The 14144-nt window shown below is 65.4% G+C and carries 10 protein-coding genes; 4 read left to right on the forward strand and 6 right to left on the reverse strand.

Features of this window, described 5'->3' with window-relative positions:
• Positions 1–165: 165 nt before the first annotated feature.
• From POM99_RS00670 to POM99_RS00680, 3 genes are read left to right on the forward strand one after another with little or no spacing between them, the layout of a single operon-like run.
• Positions 166–1833 (forward strand): ABC transporter transmembrane domain-containing protein, encoded by a 1668-nt coding sequence (locus POM99_RS00670; RefSeq protein ID WP_277275068.1) that lies wholly within the window; start codon positions 166–168, stop codon positions 1831–1833.
• Entirely contained in the window at positions 1830–2942 is a 1113-nt protein-coding gene (locus POM99_RS00675; RefSeq protein ID WP_277274807.1) for an HlyD family secretion protein, read from the forward strand. Before POM99_RS00670 ends, POM99_RS00675 begins: the two co-directional genes overlap by 4 nt.
• The gene (locus POM99_RS00680; protein WP_277274808.1) at positions 2939–4333 is read left to right on the forward strand and encodes a TolC family protein; all 1395 of its coding nucleotides are present in this window, start codon (positions 2939–2941) and stop codon (positions 4331–4333) included. Before POM99_RS00675 ends, POM99_RS00680 begins: the two co-directional genes overlap by 4 nt.
• A gap of 170 nt (positions 4334–4503) precedes the next feature.
• Here the strand turns inward: POM99_RS00680 and POM99_RS00685 are convergent, their stop codons facing one another.
• From POM99_RS00685 to POM99_RS00700, 4 genes are all read right to left on the reverse strand, one after another.
• Entirely contained in the window at positions 4504–5352 is an 849-nt protein-coding gene (locus tag POM99_RS00685; RefSeq protein ID WP_277274809.1) for a TorF family putative porin, read from the reverse strand.
• Positions 5353–5703: 351 nt separating this feature from the next.
• On the reverse strand, positions 5704–7041 hold the full coding sequence (locus POM99_RS00690) for an ATP-binding protein (RefSeq protein WP_277274810.1): 1338 nt from the start codon (positions 7039–7041) through the stop codon (positions 5704–5706).
• The gene (locus POM99_RS00695) at positions 7038–7760 is read right to left on the reverse strand and encodes a response regulator transcription factor (RefSeq protein ID WP_277274811.1); all 723 of its coding nucleotides are present in this window, start codon (positions 7758–7760) and stop codon (positions 7038–7040) included. The genes POM99_RS00690 and POM99_RS00695 overlap by 4 nt, the downstream gene beginning before the upstream one ends.
• Before the next feature lie 74 nt (positions 7761–7834).
• Positions 7835–8455: a hypothetical protein gene (locus POM99_RS00700; RefSeq protein WP_277274812.1), complete on the reverse strand. Its 621-nt coding sequence runs from the start codon at positions 8453–8455 to the stop codon at positions 7835–7837.
• A gap of 406 nt (positions 8456–8861) precedes the next feature.
• On the opposite strand from POM99_RS00700, the gene POM99_RS00705 reads away from it, so the two are divergent.
• Complete coding sequence (locus tag POM99_RS00705; RefSeq protein WP_277274813.1) at positions 8862–11780, forward strand: TonB-dependent receptor; 2919 nt, start codon at positions 8862–8864, stop codon at positions 11778–11780.
• A gap of 291 nt (positions 11781–12071) precedes the next feature.
• Here the strand turns inward: POM99_RS00705 and POM99_RS00710 are convergent, their stop codons facing one another.
• Both POM99_RS00710 and POM99_RS00715 read right to left on the reverse strand, forming a co-directional pair.
• Positions 12072–13436: an alginate export family protein gene (locus tag POM99_RS00710; protein ID WP_277274814.1), complete on the reverse strand. Its 1365-nt coding sequence runs from the start codon at positions 13434–13436 to the stop codon at positions 12072–12074.
• Positions 13433–14143 carry a YoaK family protein gene (locus POM99_RS00715; RefSeq protein ID WP_277274815.1) on the reverse strand — a complete coding sequence of 237 codons (711 nt, stop codon included), beginning with the start codon at positions 14141–14143 and terminating at the stop codon, positions 13433–13435. The genes POM99_RS00710 and POM99_RS00715 overlap by 4 nt, the downstream gene beginning before the upstream one ends.
• Position 14144 lies beyond the last annotated feature (1 nt).

A 14144-nucleotide genomic window follows, 5' to 3' on the forward strand; every position in this document is an offset into this window, starting at 1 on the left:
GGGAAACCGTTGTCGGGTTCTTGTCCCGAATGTTTCTTTTTCTTGCTGGGTCCTGCGTGACCTTGCGGTGAGATCGGCGCAGTCTATCTACGCCTTTCGCAACTGCAAAAAGGAAGGCGAATGGCCGGGCCGGAAAGCGGGTCAACGATTGGGCAAGGCGTGGGAATGCGGCAGGTGGCGCGGTGGATCAGCCTGATCCTCGGCCCTGATGGACCGTATCTGCGCATGGCGCTGGTCTATGGCGCGGCAATCTCGCTGCTGTCGCTCGCCACGCCGATCTCGGTGCAACTGCTGATCAACGCGGTGGCGAACATCGCCATGCCCGCGCCGCTGTTCACGCTTTCGGCGATCCTGTTTACCCTGCTGCTGCTGGCGGGCCTGCTGAGCGCGCTGCGCGTGCATGTCATGGCGCTGTTCGAACGCCGTTTCTTTGCGCGGATGATGGCGGAAATCACGCTGCGGGCCGTGCATGCGCGCAATCCGTTTTTCCACGATGCGCGGCGGGGTGACCTGTTCAACCGCTTTTTCGACATGGCCACGATCCAGAAGGCGCTGACGAGCCTGCTGCTGGGTGGCTTCGCCATCGTGTTGCAGGGCGTGGTGGGGCTGGTGGTGACGAGCTTCTACCACCCCTTCGTGCTGGCGTTCAACGTGGTGCTGGTGTCGCTGATCGCGCTGGTCTGCATCGTGTGGGCGCGCGGCGGCTTCGCCTCGGCCATCGCGCTCAGCCATTCCAAGCACGCCGCCGCGCACTGGCTGGACGGGGTGGGCAGTTCCAACGGTTTCTACAAGTCCAGCCGGCATATGCACTTTGCCATCGACAGGTCGGAGGCGCTGACCGCCGACTATGTGGCCAAGCACCGCACGCACTTCCGCTACAGCTTTACCCAGACGATCTGCTTCCTGCTGCTGTATGCCTGCGCCAGCGCGGGGCTGCTGACCATCGGCGGGATGCTGATCATTGCGGGTGAACTTTCGATCGGCCAGCTGGTGGCGGCGGAGCTGATCCTTTCAGGCGTGTTCTACGGCATCGCGCAGCTCGGCACCTATATGGAGGTGTTCTATGACCTGGTCGGCGGGCTGGAGGAAGTTTCGCTGTTCTGGGACGTGCCGCAGGAAACCATGCCCAAGGCTGATGCGCCGGGCCTGCCCAATGGCGCCATCGGCTTTCGCGCGGTGGAGCATGGCGAGCGGCGGCTTGATTTCGCCATCGCCAGCGGGGAGCAGCTGGGCATCCTGGCGGCACCGGGCGTGGAGCGGCTGGTTTCGGTGCTGCTCAAGCGGCTCGACGTGCCCAGCCGTGGCCTTGTGACAGTGGGCGGGGCGGATATCGGCACCTATGACATGCTGCGCCTGCGATCGGATGTGGTGGTGCTGGACCGGCCCACGATCGTGGACCTTTCGGTGCGCGATTACCTGGCGCTGTCGAGCGGGGACCGGCATGACGAGATGATGGATGCGCTGGACCTGGTGGCGCTGGCCGACCGGGTGGGGCAGCTGCCGCAGGGCATGGACACGATGCTCTCGCCGCTCGGCTGGCCGCTGGCCGTGGGCGAGACGATGGCGCTGAAGCTGGCGGGGGCGGTGCTTTCGCAGCCGAAGATCCTGGTGCTGTCGCCACTGTATGACCTGCTGCCGCCCGACAGACTGGAGCTGGTGCTGGACAAGATGCGCGAGGCGGGGACGACGGTGCTGCAGTTCACCGGGCGGCCGGAAGGGCTGGAGCGCGACGGCTGGCTGTGGCTTGGCACCCGCGAACAGATCCGCGGGAGGACGATCGACGACATCCGGCACGTGGCGATGGGCGGCCAGGCGAAGGAGATCCGCCCATGATCCGCGCCTCGCACTATTCCGAACGCTTCAGCACGCTGGCGGCGATGCGCCCGCCGGGAGTGATGCGCACGCTGGCGTGGATGATCACGCTGACCATCCCGGCGGTGGTTGCGTTCCTGCTGTTCGTGCCGTGGGTGCAGACCGCACCGGGGCGGGGAGTGGTGACCGCGCTGGACCCGCATGATCGGGTGCAGCAGGTGACCGCGCTGCTGCCCGGCCGGGTGGAGAAGTGGTACGTCAACGACGGGCAGACGGTGAAGGAAGGCGATCCGATCGCCCGCATCGTGGACAACGATCCCGACGTGCTGGTGCGCATGGCGGCCGAGCGCGCACAGGTGCTGGCGCAGATCGATTCCGTGGCGCAGGCGATGGCGGTGGCGCGGCTCGACGTGGGGCGTACCGGCTCGCTCTATGGCGAGGGGCTGGCATCACGGCGCGACTATGAAAGCGCGCAGATCAAGGTGGCCGAGCACGCCGCCAAGCTGGCCGAGGCCAAGGCCAAGCTGAGCCGGGTGGACATCGCGCTGAACCGGCAATCCATGCAGGTGGTGCGCGCGCCGCGCGAAGGGCGCATACAGGCGATCAACGCCAATGTCGGCGGGTCGCTGGTGAGTGCGGGCGACTGGCTGGCGACGCTGGCGCCCGAGCAGACCGATCGCGTGGTGGAGCTGCAGATCGACGGCCGGGACGTGGCGATGGTGCGGCGCGGGCAGCGGGTGCGGCTGAACTTCGAAGGATGGCCGGCAATCCAGTTCAGCGGCTGGCCTTCGGTGGCGCAGGGCATGTTCGACGGGCGGGTGCGCTCGATCGACCCGTCTGCGCTCGACAACGGGCTGTTCCGCGTGCTGGTGGAGCCGCTGCCGGGCGCTGCGCCGTGGCCGGATACCAACTTCGTGCGGTTGGGTTCGAAGGTGCGCGGCTGGATCCAGATGGAAACGGTGAGCGTCGGCTATGAACTGTGGCGCCAGCTGAACGATTTCCCGCTGGAGATGACCCCGCGCGAACGCCCCGGCCCGCGCAAGGGGCTGGGCAAGGCGCTGAGCGACAAGGGCGACAAGAGCAAGAGCAAGGACTCGGCCAAGGAAGGCTATGAGGAGGAGGGCAAGTGAAGCGCTTCCTGATCGGCCTGCTGATGCTGCAGGCCGCCTCTGCTGCCCAAGCCGAGGAGCTGACCCTGCGGCAGGTGCTGGCATCTTCCGCATCGCATGCGCCGCAGATCCTGGAAGCGGTGGCGCGCGAGCGGCAGGCGGACGCGCGCCTGCTGACGGCACAGGGGCTGTATGACCTGGTGTTTGAAGGCGATGCGCAGTGGCGGGCGCTTGGGTACTATGATGGCGGCACCATCGATGCCAAGGCGACGCGGCCATTGAGCAACAACGGCGGCAGCTATTACGGCGGCTATCGCCTCTCGTTCGGGCCATTCCCCGGATACGAGGGCAAATCGGTGACCAACCGGCTGGGCGAGGTGCGGGTAGGGGCCGTGTTTTCGCTGCTGCGCGACCGGCTGATCGACGAACGCCGCGGGCGTCTGGCGATTGCCGGGCTGGATACCGACGTGGCCACGCTGGAGCGCGAGATGGTGGCGGTGGGCGTGCAGCGGCGCGCGATCGAGGCCTATCAGCAATGGGTGGCGGCGGGGCAGCGGCTGAAGATCTATCGCGACCTGCTGCAGCTGGCCTCGGAACGGCAGGAGTCCATCGAGAAGCTGGTAAACGCGGGCGCACGACCGGCGATCCTGGCGGTTGAGAACCGGCAGAACATCGTGCGCCGTCAATCGCTGCTGGCGCGGGCGGAGCAGGACCTGGCGGTGCAGGCCAATGCGCTTTCGCTGTTCCTGCGCAACCAGAATGGCGATCCGCTGGTGCCGACAGTGGACCAGCTGCCCGATACCCTGCCAAGGCTGATGGCGCAGGGCAGCGTCAGCGAAAAGGATGCGATCGCGGCGCGGCCTGACATGCAGGTGCTGGTCACGCGGCTGTCGCAGGCATCAACCCGCTCTGCACTGGCCGAGAACGAGCTGCGCCCCCGGCTGGATGTGCGGGTGGAAGGATCGAAGGACTTTGGCGAGGGTGGCCCGATGGCCTTTGTCAGGCGACCGACAGAAGCCATCGTCGGCCTGCGCTTCAGCCTGCCGCTGGAGCAGCGACAGGCGCGAGGCAAGATCGCCGAGGCAGCGGCAGAGACGGATGCGCTGGAGCATCGCCGTCGCCTGCTGGAACAGCAGCTGTCGGTCGAGATCGCCAACCTGAAGACGCAGGTCGACGGATCAGGCCGACTGGCGAGCCTGGCAGCCGACGAAGCGAGCCTTGCCAACCGCATGGCCGATGCGGAGCGGCGGCGCTTCAACCTGGGCGCCAGCGATTTCATCCTGGTGAACCTGCGCGAGGAATCTGCCGCCGATGCGCGGTTGCGGCAGGTGGATGCCGAATATCGGCTGTCTGCATCGCACGCGGAACTGGTGGCCTCGCTGGTGGACCGGACGCAGCTGGGGCTCGACTGAGCGGCCAGATTGCGAGGCTAGATCGCGAAGCCGAGGTTCGCCTTGCGCGCCAGGTTCGTCTTGGGAATTTCAGTGGTCAGGTGAGTGCGCGGCGCTGGGGCCGCGAGCAAAAGAAAGCCCCCCTGCCTTGCGACAGGGGGGCGTTTCATGCGTCTTGACGTCTGGAACGATCAGAACGCGGCGGTCAGCGAAACGACCACAGCCGAGCCGGCGATCGAACCGACACCGTCCTGCCCGCGCGAGAAGCTGGGCTGGAGGTAAGCGGCCTTGGCGGTGGTGATGTCGGTATCGACATAGGCCACGCCGAGGGTCAGCGGGGTGGTGGGGATCGCGTAGTCCGCGCCCAGCATCCAGTCCCAGTATTCGCCGGTGGGGGCAACCGAGGTTGCGAACGGGCCGAGGCCGTCGTTGCCCTTCGAATAGCCGATGTGCGCCTTCACCGTCAGGCCGGTGTTGGGAATGCCGGCGGCGGCATCGCCCCACAGGTAGAGGTTGTCGTTCTTGTCGCCAGGGTTGGTGTAGACGCCCGATGCGGCGGCGGCACCATCGGCGTACCACGCACCCAGCGCTTCCTGCTTCGGCGCATAGGCGACGCCTGCAGTCAGCGAGAGAGGGCCGGTGGTTCCCGAAACCTTGACGTAGGGTTCGACGAAGTCAGTGTTGTCGAAGCCGTTCGGGTACATGTACCAGGTGGCGCCGACATCGACGGTGGCGCTGCCGAAGGTCTTCTTGAAGCCGGCGATCAGGTCCAGCTCCATGTTCGCGCCGCCGAAGGTGCCCCAACCGGCAAGGTTCGAACCCCAGGTGCCGACATAGAGGCCGCTTTCATGGGCGATGGTGATGCCGCCCTGGACCGCCATGGCGCGGTCGGACTGGGAAACACCGCGGAAACGATATTCGGAAACGAGCGCAACGCTGCCCGAGACGGTGACGGGGCCGGGCGCTTCTTCCTGCGCGTGGGCCTGGGTCGAAGCCAGCACGGCAGAGGCGAGTGCGGCGGCGGCCATGATCTTTTTCATTTTGGAACGTCCTCCCTGATTGGGTTCCGTTCCACCTGCGTCCATCGCGTGCGGCCTCTCGTCTAAGCGGTGCCTTCATCAAGATGGAGACCCCCGAATAGCGAAACAATCAATTTTGGCAAGTAGGTCCAACACGAAAAAGTGCTGCAATGCACAAAAAGTGCATAAAAAGCGGGGCCGGGCGAGCCTTGGGCTCGCCCGGCCCCGATGCCGGACCATGTTGGGGGACGTCCGGCAGAAGGGGCTCCATCAGGATCGAACGCGGCACGCTGGCCACGAACGATCTTCTGCTTAAACGACTGACTTTGCCTGAATCTGTCAGCAGTGTTTAAAAGTGTTGCTCAATCGGTATCAGCGGCAACCGGTCGCGCCGTGGAGCCGGATGGTAACGCGCAGTCCGCCCTCCGGCCTGTTGACCAGGGTAAGCACGCCGCCTTCCAGTTTGATGGCGCGGCGCACAATCGGCAAGCCCAGGCCCATGCCCGAAGTGCTGCGCCCGCGTGCGTTGTCAAGCCGCACGAAAGGCTGGAGCACATCGCCCATGCGAGATTCAGGGATGCCCGGGCCATCGTCCTCCACTTCGACGATGGCGTCACCGGCTTCTTCCCACACACGGACGCGGGCATTTCCGGCATAGCGAAGCGCGTTCTCGATAAGGTTGGAGATGGAGCGGCGAATGGCCACCGGACGCACCACGACCTCAAGGTGTTCAGGCCCGTCATAAGTGGCGTCGGCGCCTTCATCGGCCACGGTGTCGACAAGCGTAGTTGCCATGACTGCCAGATCGATTCGTTCACGCGGGATCGTTTCCGCACCGCTATCGACATAGGCTTGCAGAGAGCGGAGGAGATGGTTCATCTCATCGGTGTCGCGCATCAGGGCCGACCTTGTCGGTTCGTCCAGATCAGCGTTTTCTATGCGCAGCTGCAGGCGGGAAAGGGGCGTGCGGAGATCGTGGCCGATCGCCAGCATCGACTGCGTTCGGGCCTGCAGCGAACGGTAAATGCGCTGCTGCATCTGGTTGAATGCGCGGATCAGGTCACGCAGTTCGTCCGGTCCGCGTTCCTGCAATTCCTCAGGCGGGGCGGAACCAACACGCCGGGTGGCACGGACCAGATCGCGGATCGGGCGCAAGGTGACCCGGAACAGCAGCCATGCCAGCACGCCGAGCAGCACGGAGGGCAGCAACAGGCGCGCCATGTCGAACTGCCAGGCTGCACTGCCATGGGTGCGGAAGCGGACCCACGAACCATCAGTGAGCTGGATCGACCCGTCGATGAGCTGCGGCGATCGACGGGCCTGCGTTTCCATGCGCAGGTTGTGACGGGCAAGATCGGGGGCAATTCCCACCACCTGGTCATAGAGCGCATTGCCCTTGGCCGTTGCGGTGACGGGCAGGGGCGCGGTGGGCGCCCAATCGAGAATGAAGCGCGCGGTGCTGAGCGCCTGCGCGGTCTCCCTGCGTCTGTCGGGCGGCGTGCGATCGAGCGCGCGGCCGACCAGCGTGACGTTGTCGGCAATGCGAGTGGCGTCATCGCGGCGCAGGGCGAATGCACCGGCCTGGTCAAACAGCACGGAGTTGACCACGAAATCGATGGTGACGACGACGAGCAGGATCGCCAGAAGGCGTTCGGTCAGCCCGAACCTGCGAAACGGACGCCAGTCGGTCGGTCCCAGGCGCAGCTTCAATCCGAAACGACCTCGGCCTTGAACATGTAACCGGCGCCACGCACGGTGACGATGGGAGCGCTGCTGCCGCCATCGGTCAACTTGCGGCGCAGGCGGCTGACCAGCACGTCGATGCTGCGATCGGAACTGTCGGCCAGGCGCGTGCGCGACAGCTCTATCAGCCGTTCGCGGCCAAGAACGCGCTGCGGGTTGCTGAGGAAGGTGGCCAGCAGATCAAACTCGGCACCGGTCAGGTCGACAATGGCGCCGCTGGGTGAATGAAGCTCGCGCCGGTTGAGTGACAGGCTCCAGCCTTCGAAGCGGATCGTGCTGCTGCGCTTGGTGCCGGGGCTTGCCGAGCCATCCTCTGCGCGGCCGTGACGGCGCAGCACGGCGCTGACCCGTGCCGCGAGTTCGCGGGTGCTGAACGGCTTGGCGAGATAATCGTCAGCGCCCAGTTCAAGCCCGAGCACGCGGTCTTCTTCACTACCGCGAGCGCTCGCGAAAATCACGGGTACGTCGCTTTTGCGGCGAAGCTGGCGGAACAGTTCGATCCCGCTGGTACCAGGCAGCATGATGTCGAGCACCAGCAGGTCTGCCGGCTCGCTTTCCAGCGCAACCCACATTTCCGCGCCTGTGGCGGCGGTGCGCACGGCATAGCCATGTTCGCGCAGGGCACGCGCAGTCAACAGGCGCAGGGGCCCGTCATCTTCAACCAACAGAATCGATGCAGCCGGCATAGGCTCTGTCAGTGGCACTATCGCTTGGGGTTTGTCCATAACGCGGCGGTTCCCGGCTGAAGCGCGGCAGCCGATCAGGACCCGCGGGCCTGCCAGCGTTCAAAGGCCAGCACGAGGCCGGCCACCTCGGCAGGAGCCAGGCCTGCGCTGACATCCCCCCCGCCGGCCTCGCGGAACTGAAGGCGCCACGGTTCGCGGCTGCCCGCGCGATAGCCGGCGGCAATCAGCCTGACGACATCCTCGGGAAGTTCGAACACCACCCGCGCACGGCGTGCATCGCGACCGAAGCCATCGCCGTCGACCGAATAATCGGTCCACTGTTCCACGCTGGTGAGCGGGGTTTCAATCTTGTTGGCCCCCAGCAGATATGTGACGCCGGAAAACCGCCGTTCCGCGCCCTGGTACTCAAGTTCATGCCAGACCTGCCACCGCGCCTTGCGCGTCACGCGGTCAACCACGGCTTTGAGGTGGACGTCGGTGGCATAGGCGCCCTGCAGCGCATGACCTTGAGACCAGGCATCCGCAGTAGACATCACCGTAATGCGCTGGGCCGGATCGTCGGTCATCCGCACAGCGCGTGCGACTGTTTCAGGTCCAAGCCGGGCAAGGCCGCGCGGCAGTTCTTCAAGGGCAAGGGCCGGGGCGGCAATCGCGATTGCGGCAGTGCTGGCTATGAGGGCAACGATTCCATGCATCACGTTTGCTCCTTCGGCGCGGCAAGTTGCGCTTGTGCCTCTTCGCCTTTGGTGTTTGTGGGTCGCGAGCGGCGGGTGTTGCCGGGATCAGCGTTGCAAGCCACTGCGCGGACGGCATTCGCGCAGAAGGTGGCGGGCATGACCGCAGGCGCAGGGGCCAAGGCTGGGGCAACGATCGAAAGGGTCGGCATCGGTTTGCTCTGGTCTGAACTTTGCCCAGCCTACCTAGATGGCCTGCTTTGCAGGTTGCGTTCCCGATCGTAACATTTTGTTGCCCGGTGCCGGGCCTGTTCAAGCCGTCTGTCGATCAGCGACAGCCCGCATGCCGCCGCAATCCGCCAAAGAAAGGAGGCGCGGTGCGACGAGAGTGCGCCTATAGCGCGTTGCACCAAAGGGAGTCGGCACCGTGCCCGTCGTGAGTTCTCGCCCGCTGGCCGTGGCAGCCCGGGCGCTGGCGTTGGCGTCATCGTCGCTTGCGCTGACTCACCAGGCATCGGCGCAAACCTTTTCTGCCGATGGGTTGCGCGCGGACCAGGCAGGGCCGGGCGAGGCCATTGTGGTTACCGGTCTGCGCAGTTCGTTGCTGGATGCCTTGCAACGCAGGCACGAAGCGACCGTTGCGGTGGATACCCTGACGCTGGAAGATCTGGCCCGGACATCCGGAGCGAACGTGGCCGAGGCTCTCGATCGTCTGCCAGGCGTGCGGCTGGTGCGGGATATGACCGGGGAAGGGGTACAGGTTTCGGTCCGGGGGCTGGGACCGGAATTCGCGCGGGTGCTGCTGAACGGCGCACAGCTGCAGGTTGCATCGGACGGTGGCACCAATGGCGGATCGCGTGGTCGCGGGGTCGATTTCGATCTGCTGCCAGCGGAATTCTTCGCGCGGGTGGACGTCGCCCGCGCGGCGGAAGCGGCGATGCCCGAAGGTGGGGTGAACGGCACGGTTGACCTGCGCACCCTGCGGCCTTCGGACCGGCCCGGTTTTCAGGTAACCGCCAGCGGCCAGGCGCAATACGCCCGATCGAACCGGACGGTTTCCCCGCGCGGGGCGCTGATCGCGAACTGGTCGGGCAAGCGGTTCGGCCTCTTGGTGGGGCTTGCCGCGCAGCGCACGCGACAGCGGGTTGATGGTTTCGAGAGCATTGGCTGGACCGATGCCAACGTGCCGGATTGCGGCCCGGGCTGCGCATTGCCGGGGGATACGGGCAACGGCTTCAGCTATGCATCGGTGGTTCCGGCCAGCACCGGCCATGGACTGCGACCTGGCGATCCGGTGGACCTGGCCGCCACCTCGGGCCTGTCGCTGCCCCAGATCAGCGCCGGGCTGCTGCCGCGTCTCGCCCGCCAGCTCGCCCTGTCGGGCACGCGGAGGCGGACGGCGGCGATGGCGGCGCTGGAATGGCAACCGGTCGACCGGCTGCGGATCGCGTTCGATGGCCTGCTGGCCAGTGGATCACGCAGTTACGAACACCTTGGCATGCAATGGTACGTTCGCAATTCAGGGCCCGGAAAGACGGCGCAGTCCACCGGCGGGATGGTGCCGATCGGCCTCACCATCGATCGCAACAACGTCATCACATCGGGCCTGTTCGCGAACTCTGCCTTTCTTGCCGAAGAAACGCTGTATGACCAGCACGCCCGCTTCCATATGGTCGGTGGCGAGGTCACGTGGCAGGCTGCGCCCGATTTCAGGATCGAAGCGAATGCCCGGACAAGCCGCAGCACTTTCAGGCGTGAACAACCCACGTTCCTGTTCCAGACCCCCATGCAATCGGGCATCGACGTCCTGTTTGACAACACGGGCAAGGCTGTGCAGCCGCTGATCACCGCCAACCGCGACCTTGGCGATCCCGGGCTCGGCTGGCAGTGGTCGCGCCTCAACATCCAGAACATCACGCGGCAGACCCGGACCGACAGCGCGCGTGTGGACGTGATTGCTGGCGACCGGAAGCTGTCCCTGGCGGCGGGTGCCGCCTATGATCTCGGCCGGCGTCAGATCCGATCGTACGACAACAGCGCCGCCTACCAGCTTGCCGTCTGTGGCGCGGGTTGCACCGGCATTGAAGGCAGCGTGCCGAATTCGGCAATTGCCGGCTATCTGTCCCGCGCGCCGATCGTCGATTTCGGGCACCTGTCCTCCGGCGGCGTTGGCTACACGCAGTTCATTGCTCCCGACTTTGCCGCCCTGAAGCGCGATACGGGGTATCAGGCGTTCTCGGATGCGGCGCCGCTGGCAACCACGCAGGTTGGCGGCAACCCGCCGGGCGACATCGGCGAGCGGGTGCTGGCGGCCTATGTGCAGGCGAGCGGCTCCGTCCGGCTGCTTGGGCGCGACGTGCGGGCGAACATCGGACTGCGCCGCGTGGATACGCGGCAGGATGTCGTGGGTGTCGCGCTGCTTAATGGTGAGGTGGTGACGATCGGTTCGCGCCGCAGCTATGCCAACTGGCTGCCATCGGGCAATGTGGTGGCGAGGATGAACGACCGCGTGAACCTGCGGCTAGCGTTCGCCCGCACTCTCAGCCGGCCCGATCCGGCGCTACTGCTGCCAAGCACGGTGTTCACCGATTCCTCCGCCCAGATTGCGGCCGCGGGCAACCCGCAGCTTCGGCCCTACACATCGACCAACTTCGACGCTGGCATCGAATGGTATACGGGCGGTGTCGGCCTGTTCAGCCTGTCCGCCCTTTCACGCAGCATCGATGGCTTCACGGTGGTGCAATCGACGCGCGTGCGCTTTGCATCGCTGGGCATCCCGTTTGGCGCGCTGTCCTCCACCCAGCAGAACGTGCTGAACGACCGATCCTTCCAGACGGGCATTCCGGTGGCGGACCTGCCCATCTCGCTGACCCGCCCGATAAACCTGCAAAGCCTGTCCCTGCGCGGGATAGACATGCTGTGGACCCAGCCGCTCGACCATCTGGCCAAGGGCGCAGGGATTACCGTTTCGGCGAGCCACTTTGCACAAAGTTCGCAATCCGGGCTTGTGGCGCCCGGCGTGCCGCGTTGGTCCGGGGCGGTCGAACTGTTCTATGAACGCGGTGCGGTATCCGCCAGTGCGCGCTATGACAGGGTGGGGCGCACCGTGGCTGTGAACGGACCGCTCAACGGGCTCGATTTGGCACAGTACGCCGATCCGCGCGGCCAGCTGGACCTGTCGCTGATCTATCGCATTCCCGGCTGGCAGGATCGCTTCAGACTGACGTTGACCATGCTCAACGCCACCAACGCCCCGATCCGGACCACGCTGGGATACTCAAACGCGGCCTTCTCGGTTTATTATCCGGGGCCGCAGGTCACCGCCGGTTTCGGCGCGAAGTTCTAGGCCGCAAACTCATAAAGGGCACCATCGAGGCGTCAGAATGGCGAACATATCGGGCCGAAAGGTCTGCCGCAGGGGCTGGTCGACCCTGCAAGGGCGTTTCGGCCCGAGATGGAAGCCATTCTGACGTCCCTTCGGGATTTGATCAAAACGGCCATCTGCCGCGTCAGTCGGGCGTGAAATATCGACATGTTCCAGCGCCCTCCTTCCTTGCACCTGGCCGACTTGCCTCAAACCTCGATGGTGCCCTTCATGAGTTTATGGCCTGGGCCACGACCTTGAAGGCGGGCCCGGTCAGAATTTCAGCATCGTTTCCAGGCCGGCCATCCTGATCGGTCGGGAAGGCCCGGTCTCGCGCAGGAATGCGCCCGGCACGAAAAGCGAGAGCGATGCAGCGCAGGACAGGACGGGCGTGGCCTGCCAGCCCACCACCATTTCCACTTGCTTGCCGATGTGATGGGCCCTGCTGCTTCCGGGCGCGCGGATCAGCTGGCCTGGAACATCATAGATGCCATCGCCGGTCGTCTGGCGCCAGAACGCGATGCCGGAAATGTCGAGACTGACCTTGTGGCCAAGATCGAGATCCAAACTGGGATGCAGGTTGACGATGTTGCGGGGGCCGATCGGGGACAGTTCGCCGAAGTACTTGCCCTTTGGAAACATGGCGTTGAAGGTGCCGAGCCTGCCATCGCCGCGCCGCGCATCGCCACTGGCGATATTGGCGCGCAGTCGCAGCCTTGGCCTGTATCGCAGCTCTGGAAAGGACAGCGAGGTCTCGGTCGCCTGTGACCACGCGCGAATGGCCGAGCCGGCAAACTGGCCACGCTGGATCATCGTCTCCCAGTTCCACGCCAGGCGGCCACGCTTGCCGAACAGGCGCAGGCCATAGGTTTCGCGCCGTTCCGCACCGGTCACGCCGCCGAAAGTGGCCCGATCATTGCGATAATGCAGCCAGTAAAGGTCTGCGCTGGCGCCGCCACCCAGCCGGGTGGTGAGGTAGGCACCGGAAAGCCGCCGCACATCGGATGGGGTGTCATCGAAATTGCCCGGACCGACCTGCACGGGCCGCAACGCGAACAGATCAAGATGGAAGCGGCCCGTTTCGGCGAGGACGCGGGCGCCATCGAATGCCTGTGGAATGTTGGGGCCATAACGCAGGCCGACCAGCCGTTCCGATCCCAGGGCAATCAGTTGACGCCCGCCACGCAGCGTCATCAGGGTCGATCCGCGCAGCGGCACGCGCAATTCGGCAAAGCCCTGCATCAGGTCCAGCCCGGTCCTGTCTGCCGGGCCAGGCCCGCCGGCCACCCCGCGCGCATAGCCGGCAATCGGCTGAACAAATGCGCGCACCGGCCCGGCGTGGATGTCGGCATAGGGCATGGCGCGCAGCCACAGGTAGCCGTCGTCCGGTTTCTGCGCCCAATCTGTGTTGTCGAAGCCTTCGTATCGGGCCCGCAATTCCAAGCCAAAGGTGGCGCGGACCGTGCCCGAGCCATTCAGGATCACGTTCTTGAGCGAGTTGATGCCTTCGACCGGCGTGCTCCGGGACCAGTCCTCATCATAGCGCAGGTTTGTGCGGGCAACCTGCTGGGCGAAAGCAGGTGTCCGCAGCGCCAGCGCAAGCCCGATGGAGGCAAGTGCGGCGCAGACCCGCCTCATCGCTGCATCTCAGCCATCTGCGGATGACGCGCGAATACCAGCGTGCCGCAAAGGACCAGTCCTGCCGTGACCAGCAGTGTGGTGGCCAAGCCAGTGTGCAGTACAAGCAAGGCGCCGATAACTGCACCACCGAAAATCATCCCCACGGCGCCCAATCGCGCCGGAAGGTTTGGGGCTGAGCCTGCCGCCAACGGGGAATCCGAGGCGAGCCCGGTGATTGTGAGCGTGAGTACCGTGGTCGTAAGGTCAGGCACCTTCAATTGCCGGACGATCGCGTTGCGAAATCCCATCGCGCCCGAAGTCAGTGCCAGGATCGAACATGACCGCCAGTCGAACGCTGAGCCATAGCCCTGCAACCCGATCGCGGTGATCCCGGCCAGCAGCAGCAGGACTGTTTCGATCACCGCCGCCACGATCAGCCAGTGGCGCAGCATGTGCGACCCGGGCATTCGCCAGATCCGCCCGGCAATGGTCGCGCCGACGATGAATGCGCCCAGCGCCGTGAGATAAGGCAGCGGAGAGAAGCCCGGAGCGCCTGCTGCAGAGAAGGCGAGGAAGACCACGTTGCCGGTCATGTTCGCAGTAAACACCTTGCCCAGGCACAGGATGCTGGCGGCATCAAGCATGCCGGTGGTGGCGGACAGCAACAGCAGGAGCCGGAACAGCGGGGCAGGGGTCTTGAGCGGGACCGCTGGCTTGCTTTCCATA

The organism is Novosphingobium cyanobacteriorum (genome assembly GCF_029436685.1).
Classification (GTDB): domain Bacteria; phylum Pseudomonadota; class Alphaproteobacteria; order Sphingomonadales; family Sphingomonadaceae; genus Novosphingobium; species Novosphingobium cyanobacteriorum.

Coding starts and splice junctions, on each gene's coding strand:
- POM99_RS00670 (WP_277275068.1), top strand. CDS start 166: ATGCGGCAGGTGGCGCGGTGGATCAGCCTGATCCTCGGCCCTGATGGA.
- POM99_RS00675 (WP_277274807.1), top strand. CDS start 1,830: ATGATCCGCGCCTCGCACTATTCCGAACGCTTCAGCACGCTGGCGGCG.
- POM99_RS00685 (WP_277274809.1), bottom strand. CDS start 5,352: ATGAAAAAGATCATGGCCGCCGCCGCACTCGCCTCTGCCGTGCTGGCT.
- POM99_RS00695 (WP_277274811.1), bottom strand. CDS start 7,760: ATGCCGGCTGCATCGATTCTGTTGGTTGAAGATGACGGGCCCCTGCGC.
- POM99_RS00700 (WP_277274812.1), bottom strand. CDS start 8,455: ATGCATGGAATCGTTGCCCTCATAGCCAGCACTGCCGCAATCGCGATT.
- POM99_RS00710 (WP_277274814.1), bottom strand. CDS start 13,436: ATGAGGCGGGTCTGCGCCGCACTTGCCTCCATCGGGCTTGCGCTGGCG.
- POM99_RS00715 (WP_277274815.1), bottom strand. CDS start 14,143: ATGGAAAGCAAGCCAGCGGTCCCGCTCAAGACCCCTGCCCCGCTGTTC.